At 47.2% G+C, this 14,069-nt stretch carries 9 protein-coding genes; 6 read left to right on the top strand and 3 right to left on the bottom strand.

Features of this window, described 5'->3' with window-relative positions:
• The first annotated feature begins 155 nt into the window (after positions 1 to 155).
• Entirely contained in the window at positions 156 to 563 is a 408-nt protein-coding gene (gene msrB, locus L3Q72_RS09885; RefSeq protein WP_275129782.1) for a peptide-methionine (R)-S-oxide reductase MsrB, read from the top strand.
• A gap of 40 nt (positions 564 to 603) precedes the next feature.
• Here msrB and L3Q72_RS09880 read toward each other — a convergent pair whose 3' ends face one another.
• Positions 604 to 1,425, bottom strand: coding sequence for a DUF2989 domain-containing protein (locus L3Q72_RS09880; protein WP_275129781.1), 822 nt, complete (start codon positions 1,423 to 1,425; stop codon positions 604 to 606).
• A 111-nt stretch (positions 1,426 to 1,536) separates the two neighbouring features.
• Between L3Q72_RS09880 and L3Q72_RS09875 the strand changes: the two genes are divergently transcribed.
• On the top strand, positions 1,537 to 1,827 hold the full coding sequence (locus L3Q72_RS09875; RefSeq protein ID WP_275129780.1) for a DUF1315 family protein: 291 nt from the start codon (positions 1,537 to 1,539) through the stop codon (positions 1,825 to 1,827).
• Position 1,828: 1 nt separating this feature from the next.
• Here the strand turns inward: L3Q72_RS09875 and ansA are convergent, their stop codons facing one another.
• A complete protein-coding gene (ansA, locus tag L3Q72_RS09870; protein ID WP_275129779.1) occupies positions 1,829 to 2,848 on the bottom strand; it encodes an asparaginase in 1,020 nt (339 codons plus the stop codon).
• A gap of 102 nt (positions 2,849 to 2,950) precedes the next feature.
• Complete coding sequence (sppA, locus tag L3Q72_RS09865) at positions 2,951 to 4,804, bottom strand: signal peptide peptidase SppA (protein WP_275129778.1); 1,854 nt, start codon at positions 4,802 to 4,804, stop codon at positions 2,951 to 2,953.
• Between the two features lie 221 nt (positions 4,805 to 5,025).
• On the opposite strand from sppA, the gene L3Q72_RS09860 reads away from it, so the two are divergent.
• From L3Q72_RS09860 to L3Q72_RS09845, 4 genes are all read left to right on the top strand, one after another.
• Positions 5,026 to 7,029 (top strand): NADPH-dependent 2,4-dienoyl-CoA reductase, encoded by a 2,004-nt coding sequence (locus L3Q72_RS09860; protein WP_275129777.1) that lies wholly within the window; start codon positions 5,026 to 5,028, stop codon positions 7,027 to 7,029.
• A gap of 96 nt (positions 7,030 to 7,125) precedes the next feature.
• A complete protein-coding gene (locus L3Q72_RS09855; protein ID WP_275129776.1) occupies positions 7,126 to 9,060 on the top strand; it encodes a DNA topoisomerase III in 1,935 nt (644 codons plus the stop codon).
• 193 nt (positions 9,061 to 9,253) lie between these two features.
• Complete coding sequence (locus tag L3Q72_RS09850; RefSeq protein ID WP_275129775.1) at positions 9,254 to 12,238, top strand: transporter substrate-binding domain-containing protein; 2,985 nt, start codon at positions 9,254 to 9,256, stop codon at positions 12,236 to 12,238.
• 154 nt (positions 12,239 to 12,392) lie between these two features.
• Positions 12,393 to 14,015, top strand: coding sequence for a methyl-accepting chemotaxis protein (locus L3Q72_RS09845; RefSeq protein ID WP_275129774.1), 1,623 nt, complete (start codon positions 12,393 to 12,395; stop codon positions 14,013 to 14,015).
• The last annotated feature ends 54 nt before the right edge of the window (positions 14,016 to 14,069 follow it).

Raw genomic sequence — 14,069 nt, 5'->3', positions numbered from 1 at the left:
ATTACCAGCTTCAGGCTTTTAAACAGCTATAAAAACCTGAGAATCCTGTCCTAGGGCCCAAAGTATGTGCTACATGGGGTGTGAAGTGCAAGCGTTTAAAATAAAATTAATGAATTCATAAATGAGAATCAGGCGAAATTGTAGTGAGGAAAGCGATGCAAAAAATAGTTAAGACAGAGCAGGAGTGGCGCAACATCCTGACTGATGAAGAATTTTCCGTGTGCCGGGAAGGCGGCACGGAATCCCCTTTCAGTGGTAAGTTACTGCACAACAGAGAGTCAGGGGAATACCTGTGTACCTGCTGTCAGGCGCCACTTTTCCATCACAGCAATAAATATGATTCCGGTTGTGGCTGGCCCAGTTTCGATGCGCCGGTGAGTGAGGGGGCGATTAAGTACCTTGATGATTTCAGCCATGGAATGAAACGAACAGAAATCCGCTGTGCAGCGTGCGACAGCCATCTGGGGCACGTGTTTCCGGATGGCCCAAAGAGCACCGGGGAGAGATATTGTGTCAATTCAGTGTCGTTAATTTTCAACAAAAGTAAAAAAGAAGGCCAGTGAGTGACCTTCTTTGTATTTTGTTTTCAGAGTTGACCGTTGATTACTTGGGTAACCGTGGCAAATATGAGGTACTGAATTTTTTATCCTCAATGGCGCTTAGTATATCGTCTGCCATCTCTTCCAGTTGCTTTTGTCTGCTCTCTTCAAACTGATACAGCACATGAAGGTTTCTGTCTGATGCGACAGGGAGTCCCAGCTCACGGCCAACCAGCACCCAGATATAGGCATGCTCACTTCTTTTTAGTGACTGGTTTACGGTAGCAAGAGATTCCACAATATTGGCAATCAGCTCGCTGTCTTCCGGGCCCATTTTCAGGGCTTTATGCAGAATGGAGACGGTTTTTTCTTTATCCCTTAAGATATAGAAAGTCGCCAGTGCATATTGCAGCTCCGGTGTGTTGAGTTTTTTGCTTCCCTCGTAGCTGAGGAAGCGTCTGAGAGCACGTGAATCTCCCTGAGTCCACATAAAGTAGAGTGCTTCAGGGCTATGGTCTTTTCCAAGCTCTTTAAGAAGCCTCTTCTGATCTTCATAGGTATGCATCAGCGCCTGGAAACGGATCTCTTTCTTATTGTCGATTTTTGTCGGTTCAATTTGCGCAGCCAGATCCAGACACTTCTGATAGTCGCTTAACAGTTTGAACTCTTGGATTTTATTTTGTGCGGTGGGATCATCCAGAACCGTTTTGCGGTGCCAGATTAAGTCAGTTCTTACGACCCGGCACTGACCGTCATTCATATTTAGCTTTTTACAATTTAGCTTAGGGTATTTGGCACACAACTCAGTGGTGTTCAATCTTGGTTCAAAGCATCCAAACAGAAGCGTTGCAGACGCACTAACTATCAGACTTTTATATAAGTTCATTTCCAATCACTTGTGACAGAAGGCTATATTTATGTTTTATATTCTTGAACTAAGTGTAAATGCTATATAACGTCAGGGAAAGCGGCTGGCGCTTTTTTAGGAGAAGACTGGATGAGAGATCAACAAACGACAGAGGAAATAATCAGCGCAATCACGCCTGAAGCCTATAAGAGGCTGCAGTACGCCGTTGAAACAGGCCGCTGGCCAGAAGGTGAGCAGCTCACTCGGGATCAGAGAGATTACTGCATGCAGGCAGTAATGCTGTACCAGTCCAGACATAACACCGAACCGGAGCATATGAGCATAGCCGCCGGCGGTGAAATGAAGGTCAAAACAAAAGCAGAATTTAAGCGAGAGCTTTCAGGCAATCAGCAAGAAATTTTAAGAAATAAGGTTAAATAAGTTACAGACTCATCTCCCCCCGAAGAATCCTCTGCATCTCGGTCTTAATCTCAGTATAAGAAAGCTCCTTGCTAAGCAGGAAATGAAGTTTAGCAAGTGCCGCTTCCGGCGTCATATCGTACCCGCTAATTACCCCGGCTTCTGCCAGAGCACATCCGGTGGCGTAGCCACCCATATTCACTTTACCTGCCAGGCACTGAGTCAGGTTTACCACAATTACGCCACGTTCTGAAGCTTCTTTGAGGTGAGCAAGAAGCTCCGGATTTTGCGGCGCGTTACCAACACCAAAAGTCAGCAGTATCATGGCATTAACCGGTTGCCTTAGCGTGTTTCGGATGACCTCATGAGAAATACCCGGATACATGGTAATCACACCGATAGGCTGTGGAGTGATTTCATGCACCTTAAATTCGCCTTCAGGCTTTTTATCCACCTCAACACTGCTGCTTACCTGAATATTGATACCGGCTTCAAGCAGTGGAGCCAGGTTAGGGGAAGTAAAGGCGTTAAAACCGTCAGCGTGAGATTTTGTACTGCGGTTGCCACGCATCAGCTGGTTATTGAAAAACAGCGTGACTTCGTTAATCGGATAGTTAGCAGCAATATGAAGCGCGTTCAGCAGGTTTGCCTGACCATCGCTTCTCAGCTCAGCCAAAGGAATTTGTGAACCTGTCACAATGACAGGTTTGCCCAGATTTTCAAACATAAAAGAGAGCGCAGAAGCCGTGTACGCCATGGTGTCGGTACCATGAAGAATCACAAAACCGTCGTACTTGTCGTAGTTGGCTTTAATATCGTCTGCGATCTGCTGCCAGTCCTTTGGAGACATATCTGAAGAATCGATCAGCGGATCGTATTCGTGAATCGTGTAGTCAGGCATTTCAGGGCGGTGGAACTCCGGCATATTTGCCAGCTGGCTTTCCATAAAACCGGCAATGGGAATGTAGCCGTTTTCGGACTTTTGCATGCCGATAGTGCCACCGGTATAGGCGATATAGATGTGTTTTCTTGTATTGGTCATCTGATTGATTTGCTCAGGCTGGGGGAAATTCTGGACGGGATTATAAATGATTAATCAGAAATTTGTCATCCCCGCCCATTGGACGGGGAAGTTGGGAGGATTTTATTCCACTGCGCAGTTCAGGCAGAGTGCATAATTGCCCTTTGGATCATTAAAGGTATTAAGCAGCTGCGCATCTTGTAGCAGCTTACTGGAAACCGGCTGCAATGCTTTTGGCAGCATTGAGCTGATATCCAGCCCTGACGATACCTGAACACGCTCTATCAGTTGCTGGAATAACTGCTCCGTCGGTGACAGAGGCTCTTCCACCCAGTAGATGTTATAGTCTTCAAGACCGGCCAGCTCTGCGGCCAGATCCAGAGCATCATCAAAATCACCCAGTTTATCCACCAGTCCGGCCTTCATCGCATCCTGACCAGTCCAGACTCTGCCCTGAGCGACATTGTCTACTTGTTCCAGAGACATATTTCGGCTTTGACTTACCAGGCCGATAAACCGGTTATAGCCACTTTCAATACCCATCTGGATAGCCTGACCTGCTTTTTCAGGAATGCCCCGTGTGATACCTACGCCAGAGAATGGCGTTGTTCCCACACCATCGCTGTAGACGCCATACTTATTCAGACCTTTCTCGAAGGTGGTAATTACGCTGAATATGCCGATGGAGCCGGTTAGCGTGGTTGGCTGAGCAATGATTTTGTCAGCACTTGCTGAAATCCAGTAACCGCCGGAGGCCGCCAGGCTGGACATGGAAACCACAACAGGCTTGCCTGCCTCGCGCAGTGCTTCTACTTCATTGCGGATCACCTCTGATGCAAATGCACTGCCTCCCGGACTATCAACCCGCAGTACCACAGCTTTAACATCTTTATCTTTGCGTGCCTGTCTTAGCAGTTGTGATGTGGTGTCGCCGCCAATGGTGCCCTTCGGATGGCTTCCGTCAAGGATGCTGCCGCTGGCAACAACCACAGCAATATCATCGGCTGCAAAGCTGGTGTCACCCGGTATGCTGGAAAGGTACTTGTAGTAGCCAATGGCTTTGTAGCTGTCTTTGTCTTTAACACCGAACTCTTCGCCCATGGCTTTTCGGACCTGCTGACGGGTTGCCAGTTCATCCACCAGACCCAGCTTGAGAGACAGTTTTGCCACATCGCCATCGGACTCTTTCAGCATAGCCAGAAAGTCATCCATGGTTGGATTGATTTTTTCAGATTCAATCTTGCGATTGTTTGCCACATCAGCAACGTATGCGCCCCACATTTGTTTCAGCCAGACACTGGCTGATTCTTTCGCTTCGTCGGACATATTGTCTCTGATAAACGGCTCTATCGCAGACTTGTAAGTACCTACGCGAAATACATGCGTATTCACATCCAGCTTTTCCAACAGTGTCTTGTAATAGAGTGGGTAAACGCTGTAGCCGCGCAGCAGTATGCCGCCATCCGGTGCCATATAGATCTTATTGGCGTAGCTTGCCAGATAGTACTGGCTCTGGTTGTAAAACTCACTTACTGCGTAAACCGGCTTACCGGATTCTTTAAATTCATTGATAGCCTTAGCGATATATCTGAGTTTAGTCAGGTTGGTTTCCGGCATTTCTCTTAGTGCCAGCACCAGACCTGAGATATTTTCATCTTCAGCGGCGTAGCGGATGGCGTCTACAATCTCAAACAGCACATTTTCTTTCGGCAGTTCCTGACCAAACATTGAGCCGGTAAACGAATCCATAGGGTTTACATAGGTTCTCTGCTCAACAATCGGGCCGGAAAGGTTCAGCACCAGAGCTGATGCCTCTTTAACCGGCTCAGGAGCCGGTTTTTCTGTGTGGGTGTAGCCGATATATATCATCACAAGGATGAACAGGAAGAATAGGTTGAATATGGCAAGGCGAATAAAATTGATGATTTTCCATATCAATTTGAAAAACTTGCCAATATAGCGGAATACTGTCTTCATTTTTATCCTCACAAATGCCTTTAAGCACTTGTTTGAAAAGATTTGATCTGATTCTTCAATCCTACGACATATTAGCCATACCACCAAACCCGATTTGGTCTGAATTACGTAAAATATCACCAGGACGATCGATGTTGCATAAATGTAAACGCATGTTTGATTTTTGATCTAAAGCAAAATAGGCTCATTAGAAGAATCTGACAATAAGAGCGAAGGCCGTTATGTATCCAAATATGTTCAAGCCGCTGGATCTTGGATTTACTCAGTTGAAAAACAGAGTGCTGATGGGCTCCATGCATACTGGTCTGGAGGAACATAAGGAAGGGCTTGGCCGTCTTGCTGCTTTTTATGAGGAGCGGGCAAAGGGCGGAGTAGGTCTTATTGTCACGGGTGGCTTTTCCCCAAACCTGAGGGGACGGCTTCATCCGTTTGGTGCCGAATTCAGTAAGCCGAAACATGCAGCGGCACACCAAGTGGTGACAGAGGCGGTGCACCGCCATAACGGCAAGATTTGCCTGCAGATCCTTCACGCGGGCAGATATGCCATGCATCCTTTTTGTCAGAGCGCCTCTGCCATTAAAGCACCCATCGCCAGATTTACCCCTTCAGAAATGAGTGAAAGGCAGATAAACAAAACCATCAGAGCGTTTGCAAACAGTGCGAAACTGGCGAAAAGCGCCGGATACGACGGTGTGGAAATAATGGGCTCGGAAGGCTATCTGCTTAATCAGTTTATCTGCAAGCGAACCAATATGCGTTATGACGACTGGGGCGGAAGTTATGAAAACCGTATCCGCTTTCCACTTGAAGTGGTCAGGGCGATCCGTCAGGAAGCCGGGGAGTCGTTTATCCTTATCTTCCGATTATCAATGCTGGATCTGGTGGAAGAGGGCAGTACCTTTGAAGAGGTGGTGCAACTGGCAAAAGCGTTGGAAAAAGCCGGAGTGACTCTGATCAATACCGGTATCGGCTGGCATGAAGCCCGGATCCCTACCATAGCCACTCAAGTTCCCCGCGCTGCATTTAGCTGGGTAACCGAAAAGGTAAAGCCACACCTGAATATCCCCGTGATTGCCTGTAACCGGATAAATATGCCGGAAGAAGCTGAGGCCATTCTTGAATCGGGCCAGGCCGATATGATTTCTATGGCAAGGCCGTTTTTGGCTGATCCTGAGTTTGTGGACAAAGCAGCGAAAGGGTATCCAAATCTGATTAATACCTGTATTGGCTGCAATCAGGCTTGTCTGGATAATGTGTTCAGAGGTAAGCGGGCCAGTTGCATGGTTAACCCACGGGCTTGTTATGAAACAGAACTTAAAATGATTCCAACGGATAGCCCTAAAAAAATTGCTGTGGTGGGGGCCGGTCCTGCGGGGCTTTCAGTGGCAACCACTGCGGCCAGAAGGGGGCACAAGGTGGATCTGTACGAAAAACATGACCGCATTGGCGGCCAGTTCAGGCTTGCCATGCAGATCCCGGGCAAAGAAGAATTCAGAGAGACTATCCGTTACTTTGCTAACCAGATTGAGGTGTGCGGAGTAGATTTGAAGTTAAACACTGAGTTCGAAGAAGCAATGCTGAAAAACTACGATAAAGTGGTCATCGCTTCGGGTGTCAAACCAAGAAAAGCAGAAATAAAGGGAATAGAAGCCTCAGATAAAGTCATTGATTATCAGACGCTGATAAAAGAGAAAACTTATCCGGGAAACAAAGTCGCGATTATCGGGGCCGGAGGAATCGGTGTCGATATCGCTTCTATGCTCTCTGAACCACAGGAACACAGCCTGGCAGACTGGTTGCAGGACTGGGGCATAGATAAAGAGTTTACCTATCCCGGAGGCTTGTATCCCTATCCGGAAACCATCAGTCACAAAACCTTCTGGCTGCTTCAGCGGCGCAAGGGCCGCGCCGGAAGAGGGCCGGGCAAAACCACAGGCTGGATACACAAAAAGACCCTTGAACACAGAGGTGTGCACCTGATGAGTGGCGTGAAATACGAGAGCATTGATGAAAAGGGGCTGCACATAAAACAGAGGGGCAAAAGGCTGCTGTTAGATGCCGATAAAATCGTTCTGTGTGCCGGGCAGGAGTCGGTCAGACCCTTTGAAGCCAGTTGGAAAAGTCTGGGCGATAAGCTGCATGTTATCGGTGGGGCGGATAAAGCCGGCGAACTGGATGCGGTAACGGCCATCAGGCAGGGATTTGAATTAGGTTTAGAGATATAAAACAGAAATAACTGTATAAATGTCCAGTTTTACTTGATCTCGGGGGGCTGCTTTCGCTATGGTAGCCCTCTGTTTTTTCCTGCTGTATACCTGAAAATGTCACGACTTTTTATTGCCGAAAAACCAAGCCTTGGAAGAGCCATTGCTTCTGCGCTGCCCAATCCGCAGAAAAAGGAGCAGGGCTATATCCGTTGTGGCAATGGAGATGTGGTGACCTGGTGTATCGGACACCTTCTTGAGCAGGTGGAGCCAGATGCCTATGACGAGCGCTATAAAAAGTGGAATATGGCTGATCTGCCTATTGTCCCCGGGCAGTGGCAGTTAAGGCCGAGAAAAAGTGCCAGCAAACAGCTAACGGTGATCCGTAAACTGATCAAAGATGCCAGTCATATTGTGCATGCCGGAGACCCGGACAGAGAAGGACAGCTGCTGGTGGATGAGGTGATTGATTACCTCAAAGTGAGCAAAGCCAAGAAAGCTCAGATAGAACGCCTGCTAATCAGTGACCTTAACCTACCAGCGGTAAAACGGGCGCTGGAGAAGATGCGCAGTAACCGCGAGTTTGTCTCTCTTTCCGTTTCTGCGCTTGCCCGTTCAAGGGCTGACTGGCTGTACGGTATGAATATGTCCCGTGCTTATACCCTGCTTGGTCAGAAAGCCGGATATAAGGGTGTATTATCGGTTGGCCGGGTCCAGACTCCCGTACTTGGCCTGGTGGTGCGTCGTGATGAAGAAATCGAAAGCTTCGTTCCCAAGGATTACTACACACTGCATGCGCTAATCCCTTACCAAAACAAGGGTGAAGCCTTTGATATCAGAGCGAAGTGGAAACCCAGTGAAGCTTGCAAGCCATGGCAGGATGAAGAAGGAAGGGTACTAAACCGTAATCTGGTTGAAAATGTCGCCAGCCGGATTAAAGGCCAGCCGGCCATCGTAACCGAATCAGAGCAAAAAGAATCGAAACAGTTTGCACCTCTTCCTTACTCTTTGTCTGCACTTCAGATTGATGCGGCGAAGCGTTATGGCCTGAGTGCTCAGGATGTACTTACCATCTGTCAGTCGCTTTATGAGAAACATAAATTAATTACCTACCCGCGTTCAGACAGCCGTTATCTGCCAAAGGAGCACTATGGGCAGGCCGCTTCGGTTTTAGATGCTGTTGCCAATAATGCTAAAGAGATGCAAAGCGCCGTCAGCAACGCTGATCTCTCATTAAAATCCAAAGCCTGGAATGACAGTAAAGTGGATGCGCACCACGCTATTATTCCAACGCCTAAAAAAGCGTCCGTTAATGCGTTATCCGGTAACGAAATGAAGGTGTATCAGCTGATTGCCAGACAATACCTGATTCAGTTTTATCCGCCAGCAGTCTTTGCCGAAGCTAAGCTGGTATTTGATATTGCCGGAGGCACTTTTATTGCCCGTGGCAGACAGCTGGTTAAAGCGGGCTGGAAAGTGCTGATGGGGAATCAGAAGGAGCAGGATGAAGGAATTGATACCGTCCCTCCTTTGGCAAAAGGGGCTGAGCTGGTTTGCCGGGAAGGAGAGATCAAAGAGCGGAAAACAGAGCCGCCAAAGCACTTTACTGAAGCGACTCTGCTTCAGGCCATGACAGGAATCGCCCGGTTTGTGGAAGATAAAGAGCTGAAAAAAATACTCAGAGAGACCGATGGCCTCGGAACAGAGGCTACCCGTGCCGGAATTCTGGACACCTTATTTAAGCGTCAGTTGCTTAAACGCAGCGGAAAAATGGTGCTAAGTACCGAGGTTGGCCGTGGCCTTATTCATGCGCTGCCGGATGAGTCTACCTACCCGGATATGACGGCGAACTGGGAGCACCAGTTGCAACTTATGGTGGAGAAGAAAACCAGCTATCAGCCATTTATCGAATCTATGATTAGCCGCATTAATCTATTGGTTCACAATGTGCAGACAACTTCTGTTCCAGAATCCTTCAGGGAGCTGTCAAAATATCAGACACAGCGTCCGGTAAGGAAAAATAGAGCACCAAGAAAGAAAAAGCGCAACTAGTGGCGTATGCTCTTGTGTGATCTTTATTCCATACTTACTAATCCGCATTTGGTCATGTAAAAAACACCTTAATTTGTATGATTACTCAGATATATTAGTTTGAATTAATAATTTAACTAATTGATTGGTTTTGACCAAAGATAATTGCTGGGATAGGTATAACTCTCAGGTCAGAGGAATAAACAACGCCACGATGTATATCGCCAAAACACTAGCCCGCTTTCTTATCTCCTTCGCTTGTCTGTTTGCGTTTTCTTACAATGCAGTTTCCCGTGATCTTATTATTCCTGCTGAAAAGCTGCCTCTGCCCTTATCCGGTGAGCAGATTGAATGGCTGAACGAGCACCCTGAGATACAACTTGGTGCAATGGATGACTGGCCTCCAATCAACTTTATAAATCAGAAGGGGCAGGCCGACGGCTTTGGTGTTGCCTTTATCGATTTACTTAATCAGCGACTGGGAAACCGGCTTAAGCAGGTGAGTGGTGACTGGCCGGATATTTATCAGGGTGTCATTGACAAAAAACTTGATGCTGTTTTGGATATAACACCAAAAGCGTCGCGAGAGCCCTTTTTCAATTTTACCAAGCCTTATCTTACGATTCCTCATGTAATTATTGGCAGGGATGAGCCACCTTATTATCAGAATGAGAAAGCGTTAACCGGAAAAACCATTGCACTGGAAAAAGGATTTGGAAACGTCACCTTTTACAGAGAAAACTATCCGGAGATCAATATCACGGAATATGCGGGGACTTCTGAAGCTCTGGGTGCAGTGGCAATGGGAGAGGCGGATGCCTACATCGGAAACAGAGCCGTTGCCAATAACATTATCTACAATGAGCTGATCTCTACATTAAAAGTACATAGCAGGGCGGGCAAGAGCGGCTCGGTATTATCTATTGGTGTACGTAAGGATTGGCCTGAATTAACCCGGATACTTCAGGTTGCGCTGGACAGCGTATCAAGCCAGGAATTTCACGCGATTCTTGGCGATGTTATCGAAAAAAGAATGGTAACGGATACGGTCCGGTTAACTCCGGCTGAAAAAAAGTGGCTTGATGAACACCCGACCATACGCTTTTCCAGTACACCGGACTGGCCCCCATTGGAATATTTCAACGATGATGGTCAGCATGAGGGGATTGCGGCGGATTTTCTGGACCTTGTTGCAAAGAAACTGAATATTGAGCTTGTGCTGGTCAACACCTCATCATGGAACCGGGTTCTTGATGGTATCAGGGAGCGCAAGATCGACCTTATTCCTATGGCGATGCCGACGCCATACAGAAAACAGTTTGCCGAGTTTACGGTTCCCTATGTCACCAACTCCATGGGTATTGTGACCAATAATTCTGTGAATTTTGTACCGGGAACAGAGGGCCTTGCGGGGAAAAAAGTGGCGGTTATCGATGGCTATGCATCGCATGAGATGCTCAGTAGTGAGCAGCCGGCAATGGAATTGCTGCCATATAAAAATGCCGTGAGCGCCTTAAAAGCAGTCAGTCAGGGGGAAGCTTTTGCCTTTGTCGGCAATATTGCCACTTCCAGTTATATTATTCAGGAGCAGGGACTGACGAACCTGAGGATCTCGGGCGATACCGATTATAAGTATGAGTTAGCCATGGCCGTCCGCAGTGACTGGCCTGAGTTAAAGAGGATCCTGGATAAAGCGCTTGCGACTATTTCATCTCAGGAAAAAGCGGAAATTTACTCACGCTGGATACGTGTAGAGGTGAGCAGCGGGATCCCGCAGGAGTGGATCCTTGGCGCAAGCAGTATTCTGGTTGCATTACTTATCGTTGTGATTCTGTTTTCTGTCTGGAACTACCAGCTAAACCGCAAAGTGAAGGAGAGGACGGAGCTGCTTGAATACCGCTCTCAGCACGATGAGTTAACCCAGATTTCTAACCGGGCTTCGCTGGTTACACAGCTGGAGCAGAAAATCGCGGGTAGTCAGCACTCTCAGCGAAGTCACTTTTCCGTGCTGTTTATTGACCTTGATGATTTTAAAAAAGTAAACGATACGCTGGGTCATGCTGTTGGCGACAGTCTGCTGATTTCAGTGGCAAGCCGGCTAAAATCGGTTATTCGAAAAACCGATTTTATCAGCCGCTTTGGTGGCGATGAGTTCGTTATTATCACAGACAGGGTAGGAAGTCAGGATGATATAGAAGCATTCTGCTCCCATTTGTTAAAGGCAACCAAAGAGCCTTACCACCTTGACGGCCTGACTCACAGAACCACTATGAGTATCGGGGTTTCCTGCTATCCGGAAGACGGTGATACCCCGGACGAACTGCTGCGTAAAGCAGATACAGCCATGTATGTATCGAAACGGCAGGGAAGAAATCATTTCAATTTCTTTTCCGAGACCATGAATGAGCATATGACCAGACGACTGCTGCTGGAAGAAGAGCTTGCCCTTTCTTTAGAAAGAAGGGAAATCAGTCTTGCTTTTCAGCCGATTGTTCAACTGGATACCGGGGCAGTCAGAAAGTTTGAGGTACTGGCAAGATGGAATAACCAGAAGCACGGTGTGATCCCGCCGGATGAGTTTATTTCTCTGGCAGAGCATAACGGCTTTATCAACCCGCTTGGTGAGTTCATCCTTAAAAACGCCATTGAATCGTGCGCCTGGCTGAGCAAAAAGTTTGATGAAGCCTTTTCCGTCACCGTGAATGTCTCTCCTGTGCAGTTGAACCAGTCAGACTTTATCCCTCTGGTGTTGGATATGCTGGAGCGCTATCAACTGCCGCCAAACAGGCTGGTGCTGGAGATAACAGAAGGTGTCCTGATGAATCGCTCTGAGCAGAGTGAAAAGGCGCTACAGGAGCTGGCGGAAAAAGGCGTACTGCTTGCGATGGATGATTTTGGCACAGGTTACTCTTCGCTAAGTTATGTACGAAACTATCCCTTTAATATCTTGAAAGTCGATAAAGAGTTTATTCAGGATATACCGGAAGACAATAAAGACCTGGAGTTGGTTGAAGCCGTTCTTGCCATGGCAAGCAGTATGAACATAGATGTCATCGCTGAAGGCGTTGAAAGCGAGCAACAGGCGGAGATGCTACGCACTATCGGCTGTAAAAAGGCCCAAGGTTATTATTTCAGTCGTCCTCTGGCCGAACCAGATTTAATTGAGTGGTTATCAAAAGAGAGCAGAGAGCTTCATTGAGTTATAGCAAAGCGCAAACTAGTCTTATTTAAATAGTGAATGTTTGATGTTTATAACAGTTCGTTCTGATTAATCTCATTAATATTTCGTGTAGTAATTTTAATGAAGTACATTGTTGTTATGCTAGCAAGTTAGATGCCGTACGGGGAGTTCCATGAAAAATATAAAAATCAGTAACCTGCTAGTCGGGGGATTCGCCATCCCGGTTGTAGCGCTTATCGGTCTGTTGCTTATGTCCATATCTGAGATGGATGAGATTAATGAGCAGTCGACTATTATTTCAACTAACTGGCTGCCTTCCGTTCAGTTAGTTGAACGAATTAACACTCAGACAGCCGACCTTCGTAATGAAGAGGCCGTGCATATTATTTCTACGGATGCAGGTCAAATCCGGGAAGCAGATTCTAAGATTAAACAGGTTCAGCAGGATGTGGATGACTCTGTTGCGGCCTACAGCAAGCTGGTTTCCAGCTCTGAAGAGCGCTCTTTGCTTGATGAGTTCCAAAGAGCTTATAAGGAATATCTGAGCATTCAGAAAAACCTGCTTGCTCTGTCTGAGCAAAATAAAAATGTTGAAGCGAAGGAGCTTTTCCTTGGTGCTTCCCTGAATGCTTACAACAAGTACTCTGAAACTCTGCTGAAACTGTCTGATCTGAATGAAAAGTCAGCAGCAGAGGCAAGTGAGCACGGTGATATTATTTATGACCGCGCTGTGAATCTTATGATTGGCCTGCTGGTTGCCGTAACTATTGTTGTTGTGCTTATCGCTCTTTATATTTCGAGAAACCTTACGGTGGCAATTACTTCAGTTCAGACGGCCATGACCCAAATGTCTGAAGGTGACCTGACGGTACGTGTACCCAACCAGGGTGAAAACGAACTGGGTATGCTTGCCGACAGCTACAACAAAACAGCTGAGCAGCTTGCTTCAACGCTAAGCCAGTTGTCATCTGTGGCTGATAATGTGGCGGGTTCATCTGAAACACTGGCATCTACCATGACTCAGGCAGACAGCAACTCTCAGACCATGCTGATGCAGGTTGAGCAGGTAGCGGCAGCAGTGAACGAAATGTCGAGTACGGCGCTAGAGATGACACAGAATGCAACCAACGCAGAAACATCAGCAACCGAGGCGATGCAAAATGTCACTGATGGACATGACTCTCTTGGCAATTCCGATGAAATCTCTGTGAAGATTGGTGAGTCGGTACGCGAGTCTGCAGATATTGTTAACCAGTTAAACACTTACTCTACCGAAATCGGTGCGGTTATCGATGTTATCAACGGAATTTCTGAGCAGACCAACCTGCTGGCGCTGAACGCTGCAATTGAAGCGGCACGTGCCGGTGAGCACGGACGCGGTTTTGCCGTGGTTGCAGATGAAGTTCGTTCACTGGCTGCGAAAACGCAGCAGTCAACCATCGACATCCAGGAAATCATCACCAAGCTGCAGGAGCAGGCCGGTAAGGCAAATAAATATATGCAGTCCAATGCAGAGCTGGTGGATGAGTCTCAGCATCTGGCACAGAAGGTTAGGGAAGCCTTTGAAGGTATCTCTCAGTCTGTAAACACCATTTCAGAAGTGAACTCTCTGGTTGCCACTGCGTCGAATGAGCAGTCTGCGGTAACGGATGAAATCTCAGGCAATATTTCATCTACCGTAGAGATGGTTAACCAGAACGTGGCTGGCATTGGTGAAAGTACCCGTGCAAGTCAGGAGCTGTCTCAGGAAGCAGATAAGCAGAAAGAGCTGTTGGCGTTCTTTAGAGTTAACTAATCGGCTTATTTATATTAAGTAATTAGGGCGGCGAGGTGGCCGCCCTTTCATTTT

Source organism: Vibrio sp. JC009 (assembly GCF_029016485.1).
Taxonomy (GTDB): domain Bacteria; phylum Pseudomonadota; class Gammaproteobacteria; order Enterobacterales; family Vibrionaceae; genus Vibrio.
The sequence above is the reverse complement of the archived record's forward strand: the minus strand, read 5'-3'. Positions and strand labels throughout refer to the sequence as shown.

Excerpts from the sequence above, each read along its gene's own strand:
- L3Q72_RS09850 (WP_275129775.1), top strand. The coding sequence starts at position 9,254 with ATGTATATCGCCAAAACACTAGCCCGCTTTCTTATCTCCTTCGCTTGT.
- L3Q72_RS09855 (WP_275129776.1), top strand. The coding sequence starts at position 7,126 with ATGTCACGACTTTTTATTGCCGAAAAACCAAGCCTTGGAAGAGCCATT.
- sppA (WP_275129778.1), bottom strand. The coding sequence starts at position 4,804 with ATGAAGACAGTATTCCGCTATATTGGCAAGTTTTTCAAATTGATATGG.
- L3Q72_RS09880 (WP_275129781.1), bottom strand. The coding sequence starts at position 1,425 with ATGAACTTATATAAAAGTCTGATAGTTAGTGCGTCTGCAACGCTTCTG.
- msrB (WP_275129782.1), top strand. The coding sequence starts at position 156 with ATGCAAAAAATAGTTAAGACAGAGCAGGAGTGGCGCAACATCCTGACT.
- L3Q72_RS09860 (WP_275129777.1), top strand. The coding sequence starts at position 5,026 with ATGTATCCAAATATGTTCAAGCCGCTGGATCTTGGATTTACTCAGTTG.
- L3Q72_RS09875 (WP_275129780.1), top strand. The coding sequence starts at position 1,537 with ATGAGAGATCAACAAACGACAGAGGAAATAATCAGCGCAATCACGCCT.
- ansA (WP_275129779.1), bottom strand. The coding sequence starts at position 2,848 with ATGACCAATACAAGAAAACACATCTATATCGCCTATACCGGTGGCACT.
- L3Q72_RS09845 (WP_275129774.1), top strand. The coding sequence starts at position 12,393 with ATGAAAAATATAAAAATCAGTAACCTGCTAGTCGGGGGATTCGCCATC.